The organism is Gammaproteobacteria bacterium (assembly GCA_028817255.1).
Lineage (GTDB): Bacteria > Pseudomonadota > Gammaproteobacteria > Porifericomitales > Porifericomitaceae > Porifericomes > Porifericomes azotivorans.
The window spans coordinates 1-2,410 of record JAPPQA010000093.1; the positions used below are offsets into that span (position 1 = coordinate 1).

At 71.0% G+C, this 2,410-nt stretch carries 1 protein-coding gene; it reads right to left on the reverse strand.

Going from position 1 to position 2,410, the window contains the following annotated elements:
* A partial coding sequence (locus OXU43_04160; protein ID MDD9824350.1) for a cadherin domain-containing protein occupies positions 1–2,265 on the reverse strand: 2,265 nt, incomplete at its 3' end.
* Positions 2,266–2,410 lie beyond the last annotated feature (145 nt).

Below are 2,410 nucleotides of genomic sequence, written 5' to 3' on the forward strand. Positions count from 1 at the left end.
GTCGGGGGTCCCGGGCGGCCCCGTGTCGCGCTCCAGGGTGCCCGTCGTCGGTGCCGCGCTCAGCGTCGAGCGCAACGGCGCCGGGCCGTCGCCGGCATCCGGGTCCGTCGCCGACAGATCGGACGCCCGCAGCACGTAGCTGGCGCCCTCGGCCACCGTGAAGGCGCGGTCGCCCGAAACTTGCGGCGGCTCGTTCACGTCCGTGACGGTGATAGTGAAGGTGCTGGAGGTGACGTGCTGGGGGAGTTCGGCGCGGTCGGTGGCGGTAACCCGGAGCGACACCGTCGCCTCCCGCTCGTGGTCCAGGCTTATGCCGGCCCGCAACGCGAGTTGTCCCGCGCTGTCCACCGCGAAGCGGGCATCGTCCACGGCGAAGGCGTGCATGCCGAAAGGCTCGGTCGGATCGTCCGGGTCCGTCACGGTGACGCTGCCGATGACGGCGCCGGCGGCGTTCTCCGCCACGGCGCCGGTCGTGCCGCCGGCCAGCATCGGATTGCCCTGCCGCTCGTTCACGTCGGCGATCTGAACGGTAAGGGTTACGTCGGTCGTTGCCACGCCGTCGGAGACCCGCACGGTCAGGGTGCGGCTGGCCGCGGTCTCGTGGTCCAGGCGGGAAGGATCGGCTACGGCGATCTGGCCGCTCGCCGGGCCGATGGCGAAGGCGCCGTCGGCGTTGCCGGCGCTCAGGCTGTAGGTCAGCGCATCGCCGTCCGGGTCCGCCGCATCGGTTACGCCCGCCACGGCGCCCGCCGCCGCATCTTCGGCCACGCGCAGGGTCTGCGCGGGCCGCGCCTGCGGCCCCTGGTTGAGGTACAGTTCCACCCCCGTTCCCGCGGGCTGCATCTGCAGATTGCCATCCGACACGCCGGTCAGCGTGAAGCTGCGCGCGTTCCCGCCCTGCATCGTGACGGTGAGCGTCCCGGACGCCACGGCCGCCGACACGATCTGTTCGGCGGAGACGCCCTCCAGGCGCAGGCGGTCGCCCGCCTGGAAGTCGGTGACCGTCGCCGTCCCCGTCGCCGGCAGCACGAACAGGTCGTCGCTGCCGCCGCCGGTGGCGGTATCGCCCGCGCCCAGCTCGAAACGATCCGCATTGCCCGTGCCGTCGAAGCTCTGGGCGGCAGCCGCGGCGCCCTCGAATCGCAGCCCGCCCGAGGGCAGCAGCGCGCCCGCCGGCACGGGCATGCCGCCAAAGACGGCTGCATCGCCTACGCTTACGGTCTCGTTGCGTACATTGGCCGGGTCCGAGGCATCGGCGTTCACCGCCACCCGCAGCCCCTCCATCAACCGGATGCCCGTAAAGGCCGCGGCGGCGTCGGCCGCAACCTGAACCTGCCCGGCGCCGGACAGGATTTCGACGCCGGAAAGCTCCGTGCGGTCCGGCACCGCCAGGACCACGTTGGCGCCGATTTCGATGTGCCGCAGACCGCTCAGGTCCAGCCGTTCCACAACCACGCCCGATACCAGGTCTATCCGCATAAACCGAACCGCGTCCAAATCCACCATGCCGCTGCCGGCCAGGCGCAACACCGCGCCATCGTCCGCGACTACCTGCGTGACGGTATCCAGTTGGCTGGGGGCCAGGGTTACGTCCGAACCGATGACGATCCGCTCGATGCCTTGCAAGTCAGCGCGCGACAGGTCCGTGCGGCCGAATACGACCAGCGTGTCGCCAGTGCCGGCGCCGCCGTCAATGCGCCGGTCCCCGCCCCCGTCGTCCCCGGAGTGGGCCAGCAGATCGCTCAGCCGCACGAGCCCGCTCACGTCGAGCCCGCTCTCGCCGCGAGGATTCGTCAGGTCCGAGAGGGTGTAGGCGCGGTACGTCGCCTCGCCCCTGACATTGCTCCCCAGGATTACGATGGTGTCGTCGCCCGCCCCCGCTTCGATGGTGTCGCCGCCGGGGCCGGCGTTGATCCGGTCGGCGCCGTCTCCGCTCCTGATCGTATCGGCGCCATGGCCGGTAACGATGACATTGGCGCCGCCGTGACCCGTGACCTCCACCGCCCCGCGGAGATCCGGCTGGTTGTAGTTCGGGTTGGCCGCATTGAGCGCGATCGCCTCCAGGGCCCGGGCCGTTGCGCCGCCGCCACCGCCGCCGCCGCCGCAGGCGGCGACCAGCGGGGCCAGCAGGACGGGCAGCGCGGGCGCGGGATTGCGATCCGCAACGGCGTAGCGGGACTGGTCGAGCAGGCGCCGCAGCGATCCCTGCAAGCGCGCAAGACCGATCTGGCGCAATAGTTCGGCCTGCGCCGCCGTCGGCGGCAAAGGCCGAATATCGCGGCGGCAGGGCGCTAAAAGATACCGAAAAAGCGCGGGCCTTATGGCCGCATATATCGTATTGCTATGCATGCCGAGTGGACATGCATGCCAAATGAGGGGGGGGGGGGGGGGTGATAATTAAGCGCACAGG